Below are 21,239 nucleotides of genomic sequence, written 5' to 3' on the forward strand. Positions count from 1 at the left end.
AAAAGGCACGACGGAAATCTCCGCCGTGCCTCAATTTTTCGCTCCAATCGGAGGTCCGAGACCTATTCGTCGCGATAGACCTTCTCGCGGCGCTCGTGGCGTTCTTGCGCCTCGATCGACAGGGTCGCGATCGGACGGGCGTCCAGACGCTTGAGACCGATCGGCTCGCCGGTTTCCTCGCAGTAACCGTAGGTGCCATCTTCGATGCGCTGCAACGCGGCGTCGATTTTCGAGATAAGCTTGCGCTGACGGTCGCGGGCCCGAAGTTCGATGGCTCTGTCGGTTTCGGAAGAAGCCCGGTCAGCGAGATCGGGATGATTTGCGCTTTCTTCGGCCAGGTGGTCGAGGGTTTCGCGCGCTTCTCTTAGGATATCATTTTTCCAGGCGACTAACTTTGCGCGAAAGTAAGCCCGCTGGTTTCCATTCATGAACTCCTCGTCTTCCGAGGGCACATAATTGCTAAGATCGATCTTCTCACTCAACGCGATTCTCCTGAAGAACATCTCATATGGCGCGCTGTATATCCCAACCGGTAGTATCGATTCAAGCCAAATAGACGTGGTAAATGGATTTTTAAATTTGTCATAAAATTGGGCTAAAGGTTTATTTTTTCACTATATATTGGCGAAGCCGAAAATGTGGTAGAACCATAACCTTCGCGTGAATGAGCGCCAACCTCCCCGTGTCCCCGATTGCTCCGCAGTTGACGGCATATAGGATCAGGCGGTACGTCAGGGGAAATCGAGCATGGGAATTCCGCTATGACCAGCATTAAGCCGCCGCCCTCTCGGATTTACCTGTTGCGTCATGCCAAGGCTCAGCGAGCCACGTCCGGCCAGAAGGATTTCGATCGTGCGCTCAGCGATCATGGCTATGCCGCGGCCGAGATCGTCGCCGAAAAAGCTGTCGACAAGGACTATAAGCCGGATCTCGTCATCTCCTCGACGGCGCAGCGCTGCCGCCAGACTGCCGACGCCATCCGCCGCGCCATGAGCCCCGCTACCGAATTTCGCTATGTCGATGAGCTGTACGACGCCACGACGGACACCTATCTCGACATTATTTCGTCGCAGGTGAACGAGGATTCGGTCATGCTGGTCGGCCACAATCCTACCATTGAACATGCGCTGGAAGCGCTGATCGGCCATAAAGCCCTGGTCTCTGCGTTGCCCAAGGGTTTTCCGACCGCCGGGCTCGCCGTCATCGACTTCACGCCGTCGGGCTGGGTTCTCACGGATTTCGTCACGGAATAGGCTCAGCAGCAAGATATCCGATCGAGCGATTATCTTGTGGCCCTGACCCGCAAAGTCCGGTCTCTTTTCGGGCCTCGCATTGCTTCCTATATTGACCGTGACGCTGTCACTCTGGGATTTCGCCTTGCCGCCGAGCCTGACCTCCTTCACAGACGACGCCCTGATCGCCTTCGATAATCTCGTCGACCGCACGACAGGCCTCGTCAATCCGACGATCCGGCTCGGAGTTACCGGCCTTTCCCGTTCCGGCAAGACCGTTTTCATTTCCTCCCTGGTGCACAATCTGCTGAACGGCGGTCGCCTGCCGCTGTTCGAGCCGGTGCAATCCGGCCGGGTCTCCGCCGTACGCCTCGAGCCGCAGCCGGACGACGCGGTCCCGCGTTTCCAATATGAGGACCATATCCGCGCGCTGGTGAAGGAGCGTGTCTGGCCGGATTCTACGCGGGCCATCTCGGAACTGCGCATCACGCTGGATTATCAGAGCGCCAGCGGCTGGAACCGGCTGTTTTCGCCGGGCCGCCTTTCCATCGACATTGTCGATTATCCCGGCGAATGGCTGCTTGACCTGCCATTGCTCGGCAAGGACTTCCGCGCCTTCAGTGAGGAAACACTGATGCTGGCGAAAACCGGTATTCGCGCGGAGCTGTCGCGTGCATGGCTGGCGATAACGCAGGCAACCGATGCCTCCGCATCCGCGGACGAGACAATTGCGCGCGAACTCGCCGCCGCTTTCTCCAGCTATCTCAAAGCCTGCAAATCTGACGAACGTTCGCTGTCCACCTTGCCCCCCGGCCGTTTCCTGCTGCCCGGCGATCTCGACGGTTCACCGGCACTGACCTTCGCGCCGCTGGTGCCTCCGCCGGAAGGCAAAGCGCAGAAGAGCTCGCTATGGGCAATGATGGAGCGCCGCTACGAGGCCTATAAGTCCGTCGTCGTAAAACCCTTCTTCCGCGAGCATTTCGCCCGCCTCGACCGGCAGATCGTCCTCGTCGACGCACTGCAGGCCATCAATCGTGGCCCGGAAGCGGTTCAGGATCTGGAGCGCGCGCTGACGGATGTGCTTGCCTGCTTCCGTCCTGGCAGCAATTCCTTTTTCTCCTCGCTGCTCGGCCGCCGCATCGACCGCGTACTGGTCGCCGCCACCAAGGCCGATCATCTTCATCACGAAAGTCACGACCGGCTGGAGGCTCTGACCCGCCGCCTGGTGGAACGCGCCATCGAACGGATCGGCATGGCCGGCGCCGGCATCGAGGTCATGGCGATCGCCTCTGTCCGTGCCACGCGTGAGGCCACGGTAAAACGCGACGGTCATACGCTTCCCGTCATCGTCGGCACGCCGATGGATCGTGAGGCCATCGCCGGCGAGACATTCGACGGCAACCGCAAAACGGCTGTTTTCCCCGGCGACCTCCCGGAAAATCCGCGATGGCTGTTCGATGCGCTTGAACCAGGTGCCGCAAGCGTCCATCTGCCCGAGGTGAGCGTCGTCCGCTTCCGCCCGCCGGAGCTGGGCGAGACCGGCGCCGGCATTAAACTTTCCGTGCCGCATATCCGCCTCGACCGCGCCATGCAGTTCCTGTTCGGAGACCGCCTCGCATGACGAAGCCGACCGCAGACGATCCCAGAGGCAGTTCCCGCCGTCCCGCCGCCTTTTCGGTCGAGCCGGAAATGTCGAAAGGCGATGCGGCTGCAAAAGCGGCTGCGGAGGCGCCGCGCCGCAAGCCACAGAGTTTCGATACGGAAATCGTGCTGACGCCGGATGAGGAAGATCCATTCCTCAACCCTGCTTTCGCCGCTCCCGATGCTGAAACAGCGGTGGCCGCGCCGCGCCGCCGAGGTTTCTCTTTCGGCAAGATCGCCGCCGGCGCCTTCGGCATTCTTGTGTCGCTCGCCTTCGGTCTGTGGACCGACCAGTTGATTCGCGATCTCTTCAGCCGCGCCGACTGGTTGGGCTATACCGCCCTTGCGGTGCTCGGCATCGGCATCCTCGCCGTCCTCGCCATCGTCATTCGCGAGACTGCGGGCATGATGCGGCTTGCGGCCGTGCAGACGATCAAAGCGGAGGCCGAAGCCGCCAGTGTGGAGACACGTCCGGCACGCGCAAAAGCCCTGGTCCAACGCCTCTGCTCGCTTCTGGAAGCCAATCCGGAAACGGCGAAGGGCCGCGCGACGTTGAAAGCGGCGGAAAACGATATTATCGACGCGCCGCATTTGATCGACCTTGCCGAACGGGAACTGCTCGGTCCGCTCGATCGCCGAGCCCGGGCGCTGATTCTCGGCGCGTCCAAACGCGTTTCGGTTGTCACGGCCGTCAGCCCGCGTGCGCTGGTCGACATTCTCTATGTGCTCTACGAATCGGCCAAGCTGGTGCGCGCCATGGCGGAGCTCTATGGCGGCAGGCCGGGCACGCTCGGCATGATCAGGCTAATGCGCGACGTGCTCGCTCACCTCGCGGTTACCGGCTCCATTGCCGTCGGCGACAGCATCGTGCAGCAGTTGATCGGCCACGGTTTGGCCTCAAAACTCTCGGCCCGGCTGGGTGAAGGCGTTGTCAACGGCATGATGACGGCGCGCATCGGCATCGCTGCGATGGATCTCTGCCGGCCATTGTCGTTCAAAGTGCTGAAACGGCCGGGTATCGGCGATTTCGTCGGGGATCTGGCGCCAAACGTGACCGGCCGCTGAGTGCAGCAAACGCCTGTAAAGGCGGCTTTTACCTCCATAAGAAACCAAGCATTAACCATTCTAAGGCAAAAGTGGAAACCAGTTTCCGGTTCCTCTTCGTTAGGGAATGTCCATGTTTTCGCGCCAATTTCTTCTTGTTTGCGGCTTTGCCGCCGCAGCCCTCTCTGCAGGAGCTTGGGTGCATTCAGCCGATGCGGCATCCCGTGACAAGGCCTTCTTTCAGTCCGTCGCCGGCTCATGGCGAGGCCCGGGCGAGATCGTCGCCGGCAAGTACAAGGGCACGAAATTCACCTGCAACCTGACGGGCCAGGCGCTCAACGGCGGCACGGCCGGTGTTAAACTCGACGGAACTTGCCGTGTCGGCGTCTTCCAGCAGCCGATGACGGCGGAAATCACCCAGAACGGCGGCAGCTATACCGGGAAATTCCTGGACGGCGCGGCCGGCAAGGGCCTGGACGTCACGTCGGGCACAGTCAACGACGGCACCGTGGTCCTTGGCCTCAATCGCCAGAAGCTGAACGGCGCCATGATCGCCCGCGTCGCTGACAACAAGACGATGAACGTAACGATTTCCGTCAAGGTCAACGATCAGATGGTGCCCGTCATCGGCGTGACGCTGCAGCGGGCCGCCGATATCGACCAAATGGCTGTCGGGTCAATCCAGTAACGTTTATGCACTGACGGCAATGACGCCTCCGCCTGATGCGATCAGGCGGAGGCGTTTTTCGTTTCCGACCGAGATGCCTTCATCGAGCAGGGGACGGCAGCATTGGCGTTACGCCGGTTTCCACCAATCGCGATTTTCGTCCGCCACCTCTATTCCCTGCACATCCGCTTCGCTCAACCAATCCGCCACCTTGCGACCGCTAACCACGAGGTCGGCCGCGAAATCCACAAGCGGCATCAGCACGAAGCCGCGTTCGGTCATACGCGGATGCGGGATCTCCAACAGCGGTTCGGCTCGCTCAAGATCGCCATAGGTCAGGATATCGATATCGATCGTCCGCGGCCCCCAGCGTTCGATACGCACCCGCTTCATATCCCGCTCGATACCCAGGCAGACATCGAGCAGCGCCTCCGGCGACAGCGTCGTATCGACCGCTGCGCACGAATTGTAGAAGAAGGATTGGTCCGTCTTGCCCCAGGGCGGCGTACGGTAAAGGCGGGAAACCGCAGCGACGTGGCAGTCGGTGCGCGCATCAAGCGCGCGCAAGGCAAGCGCCATGGCTTTGACGGGATTGTCGAGGTTGCCGCCGAGGCCGAGGGTGGCGCGCGTTTGTCCGGTCTCAGGCAAAATGCTCAACGCTCACCTGCACATAATCGAGAACGCCGGGAACCGGGGCATTGGGTTTGCGCACCGAGATCTTCGCCCGGCGCACGCTCGGAAAGCGCCGGCACAATTCCTTCGCGACATCGAGGGCCAGCGCCTCGATCAGGTAGCGGCGGCGCCCGGTGACGATCTCCTCGATAACGCTGAAGGCGATGCCGTAATTGACGGTATCGTCGATCGAATCCTGCTCCAATGCAGCGCCGGCTTCGACATCGAGCTCGGCATCGACGAAGAAGCGCTGGCCGAGGAATTCTTCTTCGTCGTGCACGCCATGGCGGGCGAAGAAAGCGCAGTTCTGAAGGGTGATGGTGTAGATCATATCGCTCATGGCGTCCTGCCGCCTAGTTTCGCCCGTGTCTTGAGGATAGCATCGGCAACCGCCAGGGCATCCCTGTTGATTGCGACATTGTGTACCCGAAAAATTGCAGCACCCTGCAAACGCAATATAGCGCTGGTCGCCGCAGTTCCCACATCCCGATCCGGCGCATCCCGTCCGGTCACCGCACCGATGAATCGTTTGCGCGATGTGCCGGCCAGCAAAGGCAGTTCGAAGCGGAGCAGTGCCGTGAAGCGCGCCATCAGCTCCAGATTCTCCTCGACATCCTTGGCGAAACCGAAACCGGGGTCGAGGACGATATTCTGCCTGTTCACGCCGGCGGCTGCTGCGATATCGAGCGATCGGCTGAGAAACAGCACCTGATCGTCGATGACATCGGGAAGCTTTGCCCGTTCGCGGCCGGTATGCATAATGCAAAGCCCGGCGCCGGTCTTGGCTGCCAATGCCGCGATTTCAGGCTCGCGCTGCAGGCCGAAGACATCGTTGACGATATGCGCGCCGGCGCTGATCGCCAGTCTAGCGGTATCGGCACGATAGGTATCGATGGAGATCAGCGCATCCGTCTTGCCACGCAACGCCTCGATGACGGGCAGAACACGACCTTGCTCCTCCGTGGCGCTGACTGCCTCAACGTCTGGCTTGGTCGATTCCCCGCCGATATCGATGATCGCAGCGCCCTCCTCCACGCAGGCAAGAGCATGTGCGACCGCGGTGTCGACGGCCTCGTAGTGTCCGCCGTCGGAAAAGGAATCCGGCGTCACATTGACGACCGCCATGATGGCGCTCCGTTCGCCGACATCGAGGCTGCGCCCATGCGCGACATGCCAGCTATGGCTGCGAAGCTCTGTCACGATCCGTCCATCCCATTGAAAATGAAAAAACCTCGCGCCGGATATTGCGCTTGCAGTGGCTATGCCGCAAGCTCCGCCGAAGTTCAACCTGGTAGCAGCACGAATGCCGTTTGCACCCCGACAGATCCGGGTCTCGCTTATCCTGTTGCTTCTGTGCGGCATTTCCAGCGGCGCCGATGCGGAGGTGGTTGCTCACAAATCCGTCTCTTACTTCGATATCAAAGGAGACAGCGCCGATGCGCTCGATGCGGCGTTGAATGCGCACGGACCGGTTACGATGGGTTCCAGCAGCCGCCATCCCGGCGCAACCAAGGTTCGCTTCGGCGGCAATGCGACATATGCGGAGCGGAACGGCCGCTGCTATATTTCCGACGTCAAGATCACGGTCGATACCGAAATCATTCTGCCGCGCTGGCGCGACCGTCGGCATGCGACCCGGCAGCTATCGATGATTTGGGATACGCTTTCGGCGGATATCCGCCGCCACGAGGATCGGCATGCGGAAATTGCGCGCGAACATGCGCGGCGGATGGAAAAATCGATCCTTGCCCTGCCTTCGGCAAAGGACTGCGACACGCTTCAGGACCAGGCAAACGAAGTGACCACGCAGGAAACGCAGTTGCATGACGAGGATCAGGCCCGATTCGACAAAATCGAAGCGATCAATTTTCAGAGCCGCATCCAGAGGCTGATGACCTATCGCAGCCAGCAAACTGGTGAATGACAGGTCGCTAACAGATCTTTTTTCGCGAAATGGCGCTCTGATCACAACAATCTGTGTGAAAACTGTCACTATACCTGTGAATCATTCACAACTTCTCATTTTTGAACTTTACGAGAATCTGAAATAGGTTTTTCCTATTGCATATCGCGTCGATCCGCTCAGCCGGATTGTTATCGGAAGCCAGAGGGGTTTTCGCAAAGACCGATCAAAGTTTTTGCGTGACGGGTTCGTTCGTCCCGCCGCGCTGTCGAGTTCAGTGTTTAACGCGTGTGTCCAGTGTTCTCCTGGCGCGTCCTGAAGCCGCAGGTGTTTCCTCCCTTGCCTGTTGGTGATGCGCCCGCCTTGCCTCGCTCGCTGCGACAAGCTGAGCGGGGCTTCTTTTTTGTGGACGCGTTCCAAACGGCCCGCATTCTCGGGAGATGGACTTAGGCCTGGCGCTCCGGAACATGCACGACGAGGCCATCAAGTGCCTTCGTCACCTTGATCTGACAGGACAGACGCGAAGTCGGACGGACATCGAAGGCGAAGTCCAGCATGTCTTCTTCCATTGCTTCCGGGCCGCCGACCTTTTCGGCCCAGTCCTCATCGACGTAGACATGACAGGTGGCGCAAGCGCAGGCGCCACCGCATTCCGCCTCGATGCCCGGCACGGAATTGCGCACGGCATTTTCCATCACGGTGGAGCCCTCGTCGGCGTCGAGATCAAAACGGGTGCCGTCGAAAGCAACGATGGTCAGTTTGGTCATGTGAATGAATTCCGGTATTCGTGAGTGAAGGGAGGATCCGGAATTTTTCTTCCAACAATTCCCGGGGGCAGTCAACAATTGCGCCGCCGAAACGGCAGAAACCGTTTGGCAGCGCAAGGGCAAACATTAGGTGATTTCGGGCGGCGTCAGCTCAACGCGACAACTTCAAAATGAAATTCTCAGCCTCGAGGACGCAGGCCGTGACCGCAGCCATGCGCGCGGCGTCACCGACATCGCTCTCAAGCGCATTGGCGGCGTCGGCCACCTTGAACGCGCCGACGGCACTTGCCGCACCCTTCAACCGATGCGATGCGGCGATCGCGCGCTTGCGGTCGCCGCAACCGATTTCCTGCAGACAGGAACGTGCCTGCCGGGCAAACATCTGAAGCACTTCCACTTCCAGAGCCTTGTCGCCCATCGTCTGCTTTGCCAGGTGAACCAGATCGATCGCCCGTTCCCGCGACGGCGCTGCGCCCCGCGAATTGTCCGGGGCTTCGAATGCGATATTCAATGCTGCCATATGCCAACTCTCCCGTCTTATATCTATAACTGTCTCTGGGATTTGCCGTATGGTTGCGGCCTGCCGATGGCGATCGAGTTAAATTTTGGGACAGTTGGACCTTAAATCTGCCGACATGGTTAACGCGCGTTAAACATGGCTAAATTATTAGGTTTTCAGGAATTTGCGCAGACGAAAAGTGTTAACAATGACTTAATGGGACAGTGTCCCAACCGTGGAATTAATTGTCACGCTTGGGGGAATGTGTCACTACGGTACTGGCAAATTGGGTTCATGGCGCATGCCTTTGCCCAAGGGGTGGATAGTGGTAATGTTTTAATATCATCCGTTTGAAAAAGCGGGTATCCACTATGAAATGTAATGGGAAATCCATCTCCGGTCTCAGCCGAAGGCGGGTAACCTAACGGGAGGCAGGTTCGTCTTTTCCGGACGTTGGCGGATTTCCGGAGAAGACACGGCAGGCCCGATCGAGTTGTAACGAGGCGTAACCGTATGGCGAACAAAAAGTACATCGAGTCGATCGAGGACAAGGCCTTTCAGGCTTTGGACGAAGCTTTGCAGATCGATTTCAGTGACGAGAACTTGGAGCCTCGCAGCGGTTCAACGCCTGACACCCCGGAGACAAGAGTGTCTGAGCCATCGAATCCGCCTGCAAGACAGACTCAGGATGATGCGGCACGCAAGGCAGCCGCTGCGCGGAGCGCCGCCGCAGCGGCTCGACCGACCGAAGTGCCGAAGAGCCCGATCTTTGCTCCGGCCAATGACGCCAATCGCGTCAGCCCGGCCAGCATCCTGAAATCCCTCGATGGCGGTTCTCAGAGCCGCGCCGTACGCAACGCGACCATCTTCTCGCTGTTCTGGATCGTCGGCGGCATCGGCCTCGCTTTCCTGCTTTACGGCCCGCAACTCTTGAATATCCGCACGGTCGCCGATCTCGCCGCCCTCCCCGGCGTCATCGCCTGCATCATCGGCATCATCGTTCCCGTCCTTCTGTTCTATGCTTTCGGCATAATGATTTCGCGCGCGCAGGATATGCGCAATGCAGCTCGTTCGATGGCGGAAGTGGCGCTGCGGCTCGCCGAGCCGGAAACCGTCGCTTCCGAGCGCATCATGACGGTCGGTCAGGCCGTGCGCCGCGAAGTCTCGGCCATGAACGAAGGCATCGAGCGGACGATTGCTCGCGCCACCGAACTCGAGACGCTCGTTCATACCGAGGTCAACGCGCTGGAGCGCAGCTACGCCGACAACGAACTGCGCGTGCGCGGCCTCGTGCATGAGCTCGGCTCCGAACGCGATGCCATCGTCAACCACGCCGAACGCATCCGCTCGTCGATCGTCGGCGTGCACGACCAGATCAAGGAAGATCTGTCGCTGGCGACCGAAGAAATTGCCGTGCGGCTGTCGACCTCGGGCGAAGCTTTCGCCTCCATGATCGATACGCGCGCTGCGACGCTGATGGAGAAAACGGATACCGCCGTAGAGGCGCTCGGCACCCTCCTCGCCGCCAAGACCGATAGCCTGCTGCAAAATCTCAATGCATCCGGCTTTGCGTTGAGCCAGGAATTCGACACGCGTCTTGAATCGCTGTCCTCGACGCTGGCGGAACGCGGCAAGGAGCTGTTGGGGCAGTTCGAAACCCGCGCCTCCACGCTCGATGCCAACACCGAGAAGCTGAACACCGCGCTCAACGAACGCGCCCGTCAGTTGAACGAGACGCTGGTCGCCCGCACCCGTGAAATCAGCGAGAGCTTGACCGGTAGCGAACGCTCGATCACCGGCACGCTCGATGATGTACTCTCCAAGCTCAACACCGCCCTCGATGAAAAGGGCGCGAGCTTCCGCCAGAGCCTGCAGTCGACCGCAGACGACACCATTATGGACATCGACCTGCGCTCCGGCTTCTTCGAGGAGCGTATGCAGTCGACCGTGGCGCAGATTTCGACCGCCTTTGACGAGCGCGTCTCGGAATTCACCTCCGCTTTCGACAAGCGCGCCGGCTCGCTGGACAGCAAGCTGTCGGAAAGCCTGACACGGATCAATGAAACGCTGAGCGGCGGCTCGGATGCCATCGACGGCATCCTGAATTCCAGCATCGAGCGCCTCGGCTCTTCGCTGACCGACCAGTCCTTTGCCCTGGCGACGACGCTTGCCACCAGCCAGGAAGTGCTGGAAAGCGCGATCGGCTCCAAGGCCGGCGAGATCGCCTCCGCTCTCGAAGGGGCAACAAACGGGATCACCTCGGCCCTGACCTCGGGCACCAGCGAACTGAACTCCGCCCTCGCCTCGCATGCCGGCAGCTTCACGTCCGCGGTCCAGGGCGTGACGCGCGATGTCTCCGCCGCCCTGCAAAGTGGCACCGAGGAACTGACATCAGCTTTTGCCGGCCGCTCCGGCGAACTTACGGACACGCTTGCGGCGCATTCCGGCGAATTCAGCAAGGCGCTGCAGACGGCGACCTCGGACATCTCCTCCGCCTTGAACAAGGGCACGAGCGAGCTGACCAATACCTTCCTTGGCCGCGCCAGCGAGATCAACAATACGCTGTCGGCCCGCACCGGCGAAATCACGCAGGCACTCGGCTCCGCGCATGAGCGCATCGACGCCGTCATGGCCGAGCGCAGCAGCGCCTTGTTCGGCGCGCTCTCCGACAACCAATCGCGCTTCGAACAGACGCTGGCCGATCGCTCCGAGGGTATCATCAACGCCGTCACCGGCAGCCACGAGCATCTGACCGCGGCTCTCGACGAGCGCACCTCGATGCTGGCCATTTCGCTTGCCGAAAACCAGCTTCGCCTTGAAAACACGCTCGCCAGCCGCGCCGATACGATTGCCAGCACGGTTGCCGAAACCCACAGCAAGCTGGCCGACACTCTGGACGACAAGGTCATGGCGCTCGCCATCGCGCTGTCGGACGGACAGTCGCGCATCGAGGACACTTTGAGCGGCCGGGCCGAGAGCCTGACCAGCGCGCTGGCGGAGACCCACAACAAGCTCACCGACACGCTCGACGACAAGACGATGGCGCTGGCCATTGCTCTCTCCGACAGCCAAGCGCGCCTGGAAGACACATTGTCCGGTCGCGTCGAGGGCTTCACCGGTGCGATTGCCGATACGCACAACGCGCTGGCAAGTACCTTGGATGACAAGACGAGGGCGCTGGCCGCCGCACTCAGCAACAGCCAGTCCCGCATCGAAGAAACGCTTTCCGGTCGCGTCGAAGGTCTGACCAGCGCGATTGCCGATACCCATAGCAAACTTGCCGACACGCTCGACGACAAGACGATGGCACTTGCCGTTGCGCTCTCAGAGAGCCAGTCTCGCATAGAAGAGACACTCTCCGGTCGCGTCGAAGGTCTGACCAGTGCGATTGCCGATACCCATAGCAAACTTGCCGACACGCTCGACGACAAGACGATGGCACTTGCCGTTGCGCTCTCCGAAAGCCAGGCTCGCCTGGAGGATACCCTGTCTGGCCACGCCGAAGGCGTCGCCGATACGTTGGAGGGCAAGACCAAGGCTCTCACGGCAGCATTGACGAGCGGCCAGGCGCGCCTCGAGGAAACGCTTTCCAACCGCGCGGAAGCGATCGCCAACGCTTTCACGGGCAGCCACACTGCCCTTGCCGATACGCTGGACGAAAAGGCGATGGCCTTGGCCATTTCGCTGTCCGATACGCAATCGCGCCTCGAAGATTCGCTTTCCAACCGACTGGACGCGCTCTCCGAGACGGTCGCCGGCACGCACGACAAGATCGTCAACAGCCTCGACGACAAGACGCTGGCGCTTGCCATCGCCCTGTCGGACAATCAGGCTCGCATCGAGGAAACGCTGGCAAACAGCGCCGAGGCAATCGCCCACTCCGTTACCAGTGGCCATGCGGCGCTAACCGATGCGCTCGATGACAAGAGCATGGCATTCGCCATCACGCTCGCCGAAAATCAGAGCCGTTTCGAAAGTGCCCTGGAAGCACGCGCCGATGCTCTTCTCGACAGCGTATCCGGTGCGGAATCCCGCGTCGCCGGCGCGTTTGGCGACAAAGCCGATGCAATCCGTGCCGCCTATACCGAAAACCAGGATCGTCTCGATCGCTCGCTCAGCGCCCATACCGAAGCGCTCTCCGGCCTACTCGGCAGCAGCAGCAACCGCATCGAAAACGTCGTTGGCGGCTCGGCCGAGCGCATCGAAAATGCGCTCAACACCACCACGCGCCAGCTCGAAAATACGCTGGGTGTCGGCCTGTCGCAGATGGATGAAAACCTTGCCTCCGCCTATGAGCGGATGCGCAACACCTTGGAAGATCGCAGCAACGCCATCAGCCTGACGCTCCGCGATGCCCATGCCCAGCTCGACAACACGTTGACCGAACAGGCGACCGCGATCGGCACCTCGATCGCCACCAGCGCCAGCATGCTGGAAATGTCGCTCGAAGATCGCGAAGTTTCGCTGCGCCAGACCATCGACGCCAGCGCGCGAGCGCTCGAAGAGCGGCTGCATGGCGGCGCCGGCGATATTGCCGGTCGCATTCAGCAGGCAGCCGGCGATATCACGCGCTCGGCAGAGACCTTCTCGACCAACCTTAACCAGTCGATCGACGGCATGACCAGCCGCTTCGCCGAAACCGGTTCGCGGGTCGAAGCCAGCCTGTCCGCCCTCGAAAACCGCATTCATGATGGCGTCGGCGGCGTTGCCGCCCAGGTCGATGCCGCCGGCAACCGACTGTCCGACACGCTTTCGAGCGGTATCTCTCAGATCGACCGCAGCGGCGACGACGCTGCAGCCCGCATTGCAGCCGCGCTCGACAACCGTCTGGCAACCATGGCAGAGGCGATCGACAGCCGCACCGCCAATCTGAGCCAGGCGCTCGAAAGCGGCAGCGCCCACATCGAAGAGCGCCTGTCGACCATGGACCGCGCCCTGAATGTCGGTCTGGAAGCCGTCAACCGCACCATCGAAGGCAAGGCCACCAACCTCGCCACCACGCTGCGCACTGCAGTTGCCGACGCCGCTCAGGGCATGGACAGCGAGGCGACCCGCACGGCAGACCTGCTCGCCCGCACCGGCCAGCAATTCGCCGACGATCTCGGCAATCGCAGCGATGCCTTTACTCGCTCCATGAACGAGCGTTCCGAAGAGATCGTGACGCGCGTCTCGGAAACACATAACCGTCTGGCGAGCCAGGCGGCTGCAGTCGCTCAGACTTTCTCGGAGGCTGGCAACGCGATCGTCAACAAGGTCGCCGAGGCCGAGGGTCTCGTCGGCAATCAGGTCAACGCCATCTCGCAGGCTCTGTCCTCCGCAGAGCAGTCACTGGAAGCCCGTGGTGCTGCCATCCGCAATACGCTCGCCGGCGGCAGCGAACAGATCGCCTCCACCATGGCGCAGGTCGAGCGCACGCTCGACGAACGCAGCAACGCGATCCGCACCAGCCTGGAAGATCGCGCTCGCGAGATCAACGCGACGCTTGCCGATGTTGACAAGGCTCTTGAGGCCCGTGGCACTTCGATCCGCTCTTCGCTCGACGAGCGCACGCGTGAGCTGAATTCCATGCTTGCCGGTCGCTCTAGCGAGCTGTCACGCCTGATCGAAGAGAAAGCCCGCCCGATCGTCGACCGCTACGCGGCCACCGGCCAGGAAGCGGCAGCGCTGATCTCGGCCGCAGCTCAGGAAAGCAGCGATCGCCTGCGCGCGGAAAACGCCGCTTTGATCAACGCGATCGCATCGCGTACCAACGATACGCTGGCGGCGATCTCGGCCCGCACCGAACATGCCGCCAATGCAGTCAGCGCGCTGGAGAACAATCTGCTTGCCAGCGTCAACGGCATCATCGAGCGACTGGCAGAAAACAACTCTGCAATCGCTGGCATGCTGAGCGGCGCTGCCGAGGAATTCGCCACCATCGACAACCGCCTCAACGCGACGTCAGCCCGGTTTGCCGACTCCGCATCGAAGGCAGGCGAGATGGTTTCCGCCTCGACGCGGCTTCTCGAAGGCAAGGTCGACAAGCTCTCGGATATTTCCGGCAAGACATTGTCGCAGGTCGGCGGCATCATCGGCCGCTTCGACGAGCATTCTAAGGTCCTGTCCCAGGCCTCCCAGCTTCTGGGTGCCGCGCAATCGAACCTCGTCTCGACGCTGGAAGAGCGCGAAACGGCGCTGCAGAACCTATCCATCGGCCTGGTTCAGCGCTCGGAGGAAATCGAGAACACCATGCGCGCCCTCGGCAGCATGGTGGAAAGCGCCTTCGACCGCGCCGAACAGCGCTCCAACCAGGTCACCGGCAATCTGCGTCAGGGCGTTCAGTCCTCCTTCGCCGATATCGGCCGCGTGCTCTCCGATGCGGAATCCCGCGCTGAACAGGCGGCAGAAAGCATGCGCAGTGCGCTGCAGAAGGCAGGCGAAGAGGCCAACCAGACGATCGACGGTACCTTTGCCAATGCCGAGCGTCGCTCGGGCGAGCTGACGAACCGTCTGCGCGGCGGTCTCTCCGCTTCGATCGCCGACATCGAGAATATGCTGACGGAAGCCAGCAAGACGTCCGATGGCGCAGCCCAGCAATTGCGCGAGACGCTGCGCGTCGCCGTTGACGATGCCGTCGGCCGCTTCTCGGGCGCAACCGACGAGATCCGCCGCTCGGCAGGCGATATCCGCAGGGAACTCGACCTGACCCGCAGCGAACTGAAGCGCGGTGCCTTCGATCTGCCGGAAGAGGCCAAGGAAAGCGCGGCCGCCATGCGCCGCGCCGTCGCCGAACAGATCAAGGCTCTACAGGACATTTCGCAGATCGTCGGTCGCTCGACGCAGCAGTTGGAAATCTCCGAACCTTCCGCCCGTGCGCTGGCTGATGCGCAACCGGCTCCGCGTCCCCGTCCGGCAGCGCCCACTCCGGCTGCGGCCGCCCCCGCTCCGGCTCCTCGGCCTCAGCAGCCTGCACCGCAGCCACCCGTTCAGCAGGTGGCACAGCAGCCAGCGCCGCAACAGCCGGTCCTTCAGCCACAGCAGTCGGTGTCTCAGCCTCAGCAGCCGCCGATCGAGGCTCTGGGCCTTCGAGGCACCCTCGCCGAGCGTCCGGTTGCTCCGCAGCCGCGTCCGGCCGAAACCCCGGCTCCTGCCCGCCAGGAAACGGCTGCAGGTGGTGGCTGGATCAGCGATCTCCTGCGCGGCGCATCGCGCGACGACCTTGCCGACCTGCCGCCGGCTCGCCAGACCGCACCACGCCCGCAGACGGAAGCAGCGCCGGTCGCGCGCAATCCGCGGCATGTGGTCGAATCGCTGAACTCGCTTTCGGTCGATATCGCCCGCGCTATCGACCACGATGCTTCGGTTGATCTGTGGCGCCGTTATCAGCGCGGCGAGCGGGATGTCTTCACCCGCCGCCTCTATACGCTGAAGGGCCAGCAGACGTTTGACGAGATCAAGCGCAAGTACGACCGCGAGCCGGAATTCCGCACCGCTGTCGATCGCTATATCGCCGATTTCGAAAAGCTGCTTGCGGACGTCGCCCGCACCGACCGCGACCGCAGCGTGACGCAATCCTACCTGACCTCGGACACCGGCAAGGTCTACACCATGCTGGCCCACGCGGCGGGACGCTTGAGCTGATAACTTAGATACTGCGCAAACAGAAATCCCCGGTCATCGTGCCGGGGATTTTTGATTCAAGCCGGAATACAGGAAGATCGGTCACAAAAGGCGGCCCATCGGATCGCCTTTCTCATTGCCGATATGGGGCAGCTGAACTCAGTGAACGACTTGCACTTTGGAGATCAAGCCGCTGGTGATACCGACGAGCAGGAAGCTGTTGTGGATGCGGACCCAATGATAGCCGCGCGGCGGAGCCGACAGGTGATGACGACGATAGTCGACGCGGGTAGCCCGGCTACGATCGGCGGTAGATAGCCGGCGACCGGTAACCCAGCCGCCCTTGCGCACGACAATCTTCTTCTTCTCGACATTTTTCTCGACGACAGCCTGCTTGTTCGCCGGCGCTGCATTGGCTTCAGGCGTCATCGCTAGCGGAGTCGCCAAAACCGAAGCGGTGAGCAGGACCGAGAAGAGCTTTTTCATCGAAGTGTTTCCTCAATTTATGTCTGCGGACAAATTACCCCAAAAGCAATGAAACGAAACTGAAGATAGTGTTACAATTTCGTAATAGAAATATATGTTTGCGAGCATTTGTTAATCGAGTGAGTGCTTAAAGTTGGCAACTCAAAAAATTTCGCCCACCTTGCAAAGGAAGGCGGGCGAATGATCGATCAAAAGTCGAAACAATCAGAGCTCGTCGTAATTGAACCAGTCGAAATCGGCCGTCTTTGCCCGACCCGACGTATCGAAGGCGAACATGCCGGCAAAGGCGCCCGTGAATAGCCGCGCGGCGGAGCCGACAGGTGATGACGACGATAGTCGACGCGGGTAGCCCGGCTACGATCGGCGGTAGATAGCCGGCGACCGGTAACCCAGCCGCCCTTGCGCACGACAATCTTCTTCTTCTCGACATTTTTCTCGACGACAGCCTGCTTGTTCGCCGGCGCTGCATTGGCTTCAGGCGTCATCGCTAGCGGAGTCGCCAAAACCGAAGCGGTGAGCAGGACCGAGAAGAGCTTTTTCATCGAAGTGTTTCCTCAATTTATGTCTGCGGACAAATTACCCCAAAAGCAATGAAACGAAACTGAAGATAGTGTTACAATTTCGTAATAGAAATATATGTTTGCGAGCATTTGTTAATCGAGTGAGTGCTTAAAGTTGGCAACTCAAAAAATTTCGCCCACCTTGCAAAGGAAGGCGGGCGAATGATCGATCAAAAGTCGAAACAATCAGAGCTCGTCGTAATTGAACCAGTCGAAATCGGCCGTCTTTGCCCGACCCGACGTATCGAAGGCGAACATGCCGGCAAAGGCGCCCGTGAAGGAGCCATGTTCCCCGCGACCGCCCTCGTCCGAAATGACGCCAGCGTCGAGAACCGGGCCGATAGCCAGCCATGCTCCCATGCCCTCGGCCTGCCAGAAGAACTGCAGGTTGTTGTCGCGAATCTCCATGGCGAGCTGGATGCGTCCATTCGGAACGGAGATACCACCTCCGATCGGGAAGCTTAGCCGGCCATTGGGATAATCGCCGGCGCAGGTCATGATGGTGACCGAGCGGCCGAGTTTCTCGTGCAAAGTGACGGCAATCGCATGCAGTTTGAACCTGTTATAGTAATGCGTCAGGCCGGCGACCTGCTGATAGGCGTCGGGCTGGAACTCGACGACCGTTTCGGCGCGAAAACTGTGATGCTCCTGCCGGCGGGCGACGAGCGCCTGTTTGAACCATGAGCCTATGCTTTCCCGAGCAAACAGACGCAGATGCCCAGGCCGTTCCGTCAGGCTGAAGATGCGTTCCGACTGCGGCGTGCGCAACCACTGGAAATCCATTGGCAGCTTGTCGCCATCGAAATTGTAGCCGCTGCGGCGCGGCTTCTCGATCGGCAGGGCGTTGCGCAGGCCCTGCACTTCGACATCGGGAACAACTGTGCCGTTTTCGAGATAGAGCCAGCCATCTTCTTTCCAGACGCATTTCTGCAGGCTGGTCTCGCGGCCGAGCGTGCAGCGGCGATGCGGCGACAACGGCCGGCCGGAGAGATGCGTGTGGTAAAACTGTCCGTCCGGTGTCTCGACATATTGGCCATGCCCTGCCCGCTGTAATGCTGCCTCCGGATGATCCTTCGAGGTGATGAGATGCTTGTTTGGATGCTGCTCATAAGGTCCGTCGATGTTGCGCGAGCGCGCCATGGTGACGGCATGGTCGTAGCCCGTTCCACCTTCGGCCGTCGTCAGATAGTACCAACCGTTCCGCTTGAAGAGATGCGGCCCCTCGACCAAGCCAAGCTCGGTGCCTGCAAAGATGTTTTTGATCGGCCCCTTCAACGATTTCGTAGCCAGATCCCACTCCTGCAGCAGGATACCATCGAAGGCGGGCGTCTTCGGCGAGCCGCCATAGCTTTCGGTGCGATGGTTCCATTGCATGTTGACGAACCATTTGCGGCCGTCATCGTCATGGAAGAGCGAGGGATCGAAACCCGAGGAATTGACATAGGAGGGCTCGGACCATTCGCCTTCGATCGTCGACGACGTCACGATGTAGTTATGCGCATCCTTGAAATTGCCGTCGTAGCGTTTGACATCGGTATAGACCAGCCAGAACAGGCCATCGGCATAGGAGAGGCATGGCGCCCAGATGCCGCAGCTATCCGGCTCGCCACGCATGTCGAGCTGCGAGGCCCGCTCCAGCGGTCGGCGTACCAGCGTCCAGTTCACGAGGTCTCGTGAATGGTGTATCTGCACACCCGGATACCATTCGAAGGTCGAAGTGGCGATGTAATAGTCCTCGCCGACGCGGCAGATGGATGGATCGGGGTTGAAGCCCGGCAAAATCGGGTTGCGGATCATGGGACCATCTCCTTCAGAGAACTCGTCAATATGCGCCGTTCGTACGGCAATGGAAACGCCACCGGCAACGATGCACCGGTCACGACGAGGACCAAGCAAAACGCCCGGAACCTGGTTCCGGGCGTCTTTGAATGTTTATTCGCGCTCGGCCGACTTGGCCCAGAGATTGATATCGGCCTCGCGGGCGTAGACATCGATCTCCTTCAGCTCCTCCGGGGTAAACTCGAGATTGTCGAGCGCCTTGACGCAATCGACGATCTGCGACGAGCGGCTGGCGCCGATCAGCGCGGAGGTGACCCTGCCGCCGCGCAACACCCATGCAATCGCCATTTGCGCCAGCGTCTGGCCGCGCTTCTCCGCGATCCCATTGAGCTTGCGAATATTATCGGTGATCGACGGACGGATGAAGTCGCGTTTCAGGAAATGGTTCTGGGCGGCGCGGCTGTCCTCGGGAATGCCGCTCAGATATTTCGTCGTCAACATGCCCTGGGCGAGCGGCGAGAAGACGATCGAGCCGATGCCGAGCTCTTCCAATGTGTCAATGAGACCGTCATCCTCGACCCAGCGGTTGAGCATGGAATAGCTCGGCTGGTGGATGAGGCAAGGCGTACCGAGATCCTTCAGGATGGCGGCGGCTTCGCGGGTGCGCTGCGAATTGTAGGAGGAGATACCGACATAAAGCGCCCTGCCCGAGCGGACAATATGGTCGAGCGCGCCGCAGGTCTCTTCCAGCGGCGTGTCCGGATCGAAGCGGTGCGAATAGAAGATATCGACATAGTCGAGGCCCATGCGCTTCAGGCTCTGGTCGCAGGACGCGATCAGGTATTTGCGGCTGCCCCATTCGCCATAGGGACCCGGCCACATATCATAGCCTGCCTTGGAAGAGATGATCAGCTCGTCGCGCAGGCCGGCGAATTCGGTGCGCAGGATCTCGCCGAAAGCGGTCTCTGCGCTGCCGGGAGGCGGGCCGTAATTGTTGGCGAGGTCGAAATGGGTGATGCCGAGATCGAAGGCAGTGCGGCACATATCGACCTTGCGGTCGTGCGGGGTATCACCGCCGAAATTATGCCAAAGCCCCAGCGAAACCGCCGGCAGCTTCAGACCGGAGCGGCCGGTTCTGTTGTATTTCATGTTCGCATAGCGATCGGATGCCGGTTGCCAAGCCATGGTTCCAATTCCTCTGAGATGAAAAGCGCGCGGACTCCTCGCCCGCGCGCAAACTAGCTTTTCGCGCGCTTACTTCAAGAGCGCCTGCGCCTCTTCGATGCCGAGAGCAGCCGGCTGCGTGCAGGTCGTGGTCAGATCGACGAAGCGGTTCTCCGCACCCGATTTCAGGATCGAGGTCATGACATCGACGCCGTGCAGTGTACGGTCGAGCGAGCAGCGAGCATCGCGGCCATCGATCAGCGACGCCGCCAAGTCGGCGAGACCAGCCGTGCGATAGTTGGCACGCGCGCCGTTCGGGCTCTCCTGATTGACAATGCCGAAAGGATGCGCCCATTCGCCGAGCGGCTCGATGTCCTTGCTGCGACCGCTGGCCTCGACCGTGCCGCCAAAGAAGTTCGGATCGGGCACGTAGAGGGAACCTTCGGTGCCGTAGAGCTCCATGTTGGCATGGCGATGCGACCAGACATCCCAGCTTGCCGTTAATGTCACCGTTGCGCCGCTGACGAATTCCAAGAGCGCCTGGATCGTCGTCGGCGTCTTCACGGGGATGACCTCGCCACTGCGCGGCTCGCTCGTGATGGTACGGGTTTCCGACGCCATCGACGTCATGGCGCCGACGCGCTTGACCGGGCCGATCAGGTTGATGAGATTGGCGATGTAGTACGGTCCGAGATCGAGGATCGGGCCGCCACCCGGCAGGAAGAAGAAGTCCGGGTTCGGATGCCACATTTCCATGCCTGGGCTCATGACGTAGCACGCGCCTGAGGTGATACGTCCGATGCCACCGTCGTCTACGAACTTACGGGCGAGCTGATGGGCGCCGCCGAGGAAGGTGTCGGGAGCGCAGCCGACGGCAAGCCCCTTCTCCTTGGCGATGCGGCGCAATTCTTCGCCCTGCTCCAGCGTCAGCACCAGAGGCTTTTCGGAATAGACGTGCTTTCCGGCCTCCAGAATGCGCTTGGAAACCGCGAAGTGCGCGTCCGGGATCGTCAGATTGACGATGACGTCGAGCTCATCATTGGCGAGCAACTCGTCGATGGTCTGCGCTTTGACCTTGTATTCCTCGGCGCGCAGGCGTGCCGCGTCCATGTTGATATCAGCGCAGGCGAGCACTTTCAGACCCTTGAAGAGCGGAGAAAGCTTGAAATAGGTGGTTGAAATATTGCCGCATCCGATGATGCCGACGCCAAGTTCCTTAGTCATGT

General features: G+C 60.7%; 17 protein-coding genes. 6 read left to right on the top strand and 11 right to left on the bottom strand.

The annotated features are described in order from the left end of the window. Positions 1 to 62 precede the first annotated feature (62 nt). Positions 63 to 482 carry an RNA polymerase-binding protein DksA gene (gene dksA, locus QA648_RS07660; RefSeq protein WP_028753038.1) on the bottom strand — a complete coding sequence of 140 codons (420 nt, stop codon included), beginning with the start codon at positions 480 to 482 and terminating at the stop codon, positions 63 to 65. 279 nt (positions 483 to 761) lie between these two features. On the opposite strand from dksA, the gene QA648_RS07665 reads away from it, so the two are divergent. The 4 genes from QA648_RS07665 to QA648_RS07680 all read left to right on the top strand — a co-directional run bounded on the left by QA648_RS07665 (position 762) and on the right by QA648_RS07680 (position 4,605). Continuing rightward, positions 762 to 1,253, top strand: coding sequence for a histidine phosphatase family protein (locus tag QA648_RS07665; RefSeq protein WP_283050621.1), 492 nt, complete (start codon positions 762 to 764; stop codon positions 1,251 to 1,253). 124 nt (positions 1,254 to 1,377) lie between these two features. Then, entirely contained in the window at positions 1,378 to 2,853 is a 1,476-nt protein-coding gene (locus QA648_RS07670; protein ID WP_283051256.1) for a YcjX family protein, read from the top strand. Next, positions 2,850 to 3,938: a TIGR01620 family protein gene (locus QA648_RS07675; RefSeq protein WP_283050623.1), complete on the top strand. Its 1,089-nt coding sequence runs from the start codon at positions 2,850 to 2,852 to the stop codon at positions 3,936 to 3,938. Before QA648_RS07670 ends, QA648_RS07675 begins: the two co-directional genes overlap by 4 nt. 112 nt (positions 3,939 to 4,050) lie before the next feature. Further along, positions 4,051 to 4,605, top strand: coding sequence for a hypothetical protein (locus tag QA648_RS07680; protein ID WP_104825113.1), 555 nt, complete (start codon positions 4,051 to 4,053; stop codon positions 4,603 to 4,605). 108 nt (positions 4,606 to 4,713) lie between these two features. Here QA648_RS07680 and folK read toward each other — a convergent pair whose 3' ends face one another. The 3 genes from folK to folP all read right to left on the bottom strand — a co-directional run bounded on the left by folK (position 4,714) and on the right by folP (position 6,381). Then, entirely contained in the window at positions 4,714 to 5,163 is a 450-nt protein-coding gene (gene folK, locus QA648_RS07685) for a 2-amino-4-hydroxy-6-hydroxymethyldihydropteridine diphosphokinase (protein WP_283051257.1), read from the bottom strand. A 61-nt stretch (positions 5,164 to 5,224) separates the two neighbouring features. Continuing rightward, positions 5,225 to 5,587 (bottom strand): dihydroneopterin aldolase, encoded by a 363-nt coding sequence (gene folB, locus QA648_RS07690; RefSeq protein WP_283051258.1) that lies wholly within the window; start codon positions 5,585 to 5,587, stop codon positions 5,225 to 5,227. A gap of 5 nt (positions 5,588 to 5,592) precedes the next feature. After that, positions 5,593 to 6,381, bottom strand: a complete 789-nt coding sequence (folP, locus tag QA648_RS07695; RefSeq protein WP_283051259.1) for a dihydropteroate synthase — start codon at positions 6,379 to 6,381, stop codon at positions 5,593 to 5,595. 178 nt (positions 6,382 to 6,559) lie between these two features. Here folP and QA648_RS07700 point away from each other — a divergent pair, with 178 nt between their 5' ends. Then, positions 6,560 to 7,180, top strand: coding sequence for a DUF922 domain-containing protein (locus tag QA648_RS07700; protein WP_104825115.1), 621 nt, complete (start codon positions 6,560 to 6,562; stop codon positions 7,178 to 7,180). Between the two features lie 425 nt (positions 7,181 to 7,605). Here QA648_RS07700 and QA648_RS07705 read toward each other — a convergent pair whose 3' ends face one another. Together QA648_RS07705 and QA648_RS07710 are read right to left on the bottom strand one after the other, a co-directional pair. Next, complete coding sequence (locus QA648_RS07705) at positions 7,606 to 7,926, bottom strand: 2Fe-2S iron-sulfur cluster-binding protein (RefSeq protein ID WP_104823256.1); 321 nt, start codon at positions 7,924 to 7,926, stop codon at positions 7,606 to 7,608. 151 nt (positions 7,927 to 8,077) lie between these two features. Continuing rightward, the gene (locus QA648_RS07710) at positions 8,078 to 8,446 is read right to left on the bottom strand and encodes an Hpt domain-containing protein (protein ID WP_283050626.1); all 369 of its coding nucleotides are present in this window, start codon (positions 8,444 to 8,446) and stop codon (positions 8,078 to 8,080) included. 492 nt (positions 8,447 to 8,938) lie between these two features. Between QA648_RS07710 and QA648_RS07715 the strand changes: the two genes are divergently transcribed. After that, positions 8,939 to 16,045: a hypothetical protein gene (locus QA648_RS07715; RefSeq protein WP_283050628.1), complete on the top strand. Its 7,107-nt coding sequence runs from the start codon at positions 8,939 to 8,941 to the stop codon at positions 16,043 to 16,045. 138 nt (positions 16,046 to 16,183) lie between these two features. Here QA648_RS07715 and QA648_RS07720 read toward each other — a convergent pair whose 3' ends face one another. From QA648_RS07720 to QA648_RS07740, 5 genes are all read right to left on the bottom strand, one after another. Then, positions 16,184 to 16,510: an RcnB family protein gene (locus tag QA648_RS07720; protein WP_283050630.1), complete on the bottom strand. Its 327-nt coding sequence runs from the start codon at positions 16,508 to 16,510 to the stop codon at positions 16,184 to 16,186. A 188-nt stretch (positions 16,511 to 16,698) separates the two neighbouring features. Beyond that, entirely contained in the window at positions 16,699 to 17,052 is a 354-nt protein-coding gene (locus QA648_RS07725; RefSeq protein ID WP_283050631.1) for an RcnB family protein, read from the bottom strand. A gap of 204 nt (positions 17,053 to 17,256) precedes the next feature. Then, positions 17,257 to 18,867 carry a glycoside hydrolase family 43 protein gene (locus tag QA648_RS07730; RefSeq protein ID WP_283050632.1) on the bottom strand — a complete coding sequence of 537 codons (1,611 nt, stop codon included), beginning with the start codon at positions 18,865 to 18,867 and terminating at the stop codon, positions 17,257 to 17,259. Between the two features lie 135 nt (positions 18,868 to 19,002). Then, complete coding sequence (gene mgrA, locus QA648_RS07735; protein WP_283050633.1) at positions 19,003 to 20,034, bottom strand: L-glyceraldehyde 3-phosphate reductase; 1,032 nt, start codon at positions 20,032 to 20,034, stop codon at positions 19,003 to 19,005. Positions 20,035 to 20,103: 69 nt separating this feature from the next. Next, positions 20,104 to 21,237 (bottom strand): Gfo/Idh/MocA family oxidoreductase, encoded by a 1,134-nt coding sequence (locus QA648_RS07740; RefSeq protein ID WP_104823262.1) that lies wholly within the window; start codon positions 21,235 to 21,237, stop codon positions 20,104 to 20,106. Between the last annotated feature and the right edge of the window lie 2 nt (positions 21,238 to 21,239).

Origin of the sequence: Rhizobium sp. CB3171 (genome assembly GCF_029714265.1) — a bacterium.
GTDB lineage: Bacteria > Pseudomonadota > Alphaproteobacteria > Rhizobiales > Rhizobiaceae > Rhizobium.